The organism is Mycoplasma sp. HS2188, from assembly GCF_025209835.1.
GTDB lineage: Bacteria > Bacillota_I > Bacilli_A > Mycoplasmatales > Metamycoplasmataceae > Mycoplasmopsis.
Map to the genome: position 1 here is coordinate 1 of NZ_JAOAOI010000074.1, position 566 is coordinate 566.

The 566-nt window shown below is 25.1% G+C and carries 1 pseudogene; it reads right to left on the reverse strand.

Annotated elements, in window-relative coordinates:
• Positions 1 to 566, reverse strand: a pseudogene (locus tag N1F73_RS03875) (conjugation protein); the annotation flags it as partial.

The following is a 566-nucleotide window of genomic DNA, read 5'->3' on the forward strand; positions in this document are numbered from 1 at the left end:
GCCATTTCTACCATTTAATGCCTCTAAAACCAATGATGACTTACGAGGTAAGTTTACATTCGAAACATTTATCTGTGGTTTAATTCTCTGTTTAATTACTGTATCTAAATTTTTAATTTCATAATCAATACCTAATTTTAAATGTGGTATTTTGATTGCTATTTGCTCTAAAATAAAGCTTTTAATTTCATCATAATCATCTAAACCAGACAAATTAATGTCATCCACAACCAGACCTTCAAAAATATTGTTTTCATTGCTATTTATTGACTCTACATCTGCAAAACCTTCAATTTGCAATATAAAAGTGTTATTAGGTTCAATTCTGTACCTATCTTTATATTCCTCTTTAACTTCAACATCAATATTTAAAATTTTAGTATCTACATTAAAGCTCAAAGAAATGTTTAATTTACTTATTTCCTCCATATCATTAGTGAAAATTCTATTTATATTTTGATTTAACTTTTTAGTATATTCACTAACTAAACTATCACGAGCTAAACTCAATAATAGTTCTTGATTTAGATTTAAATTAATTAAAGTTTTTGCACTAGAATTAACAT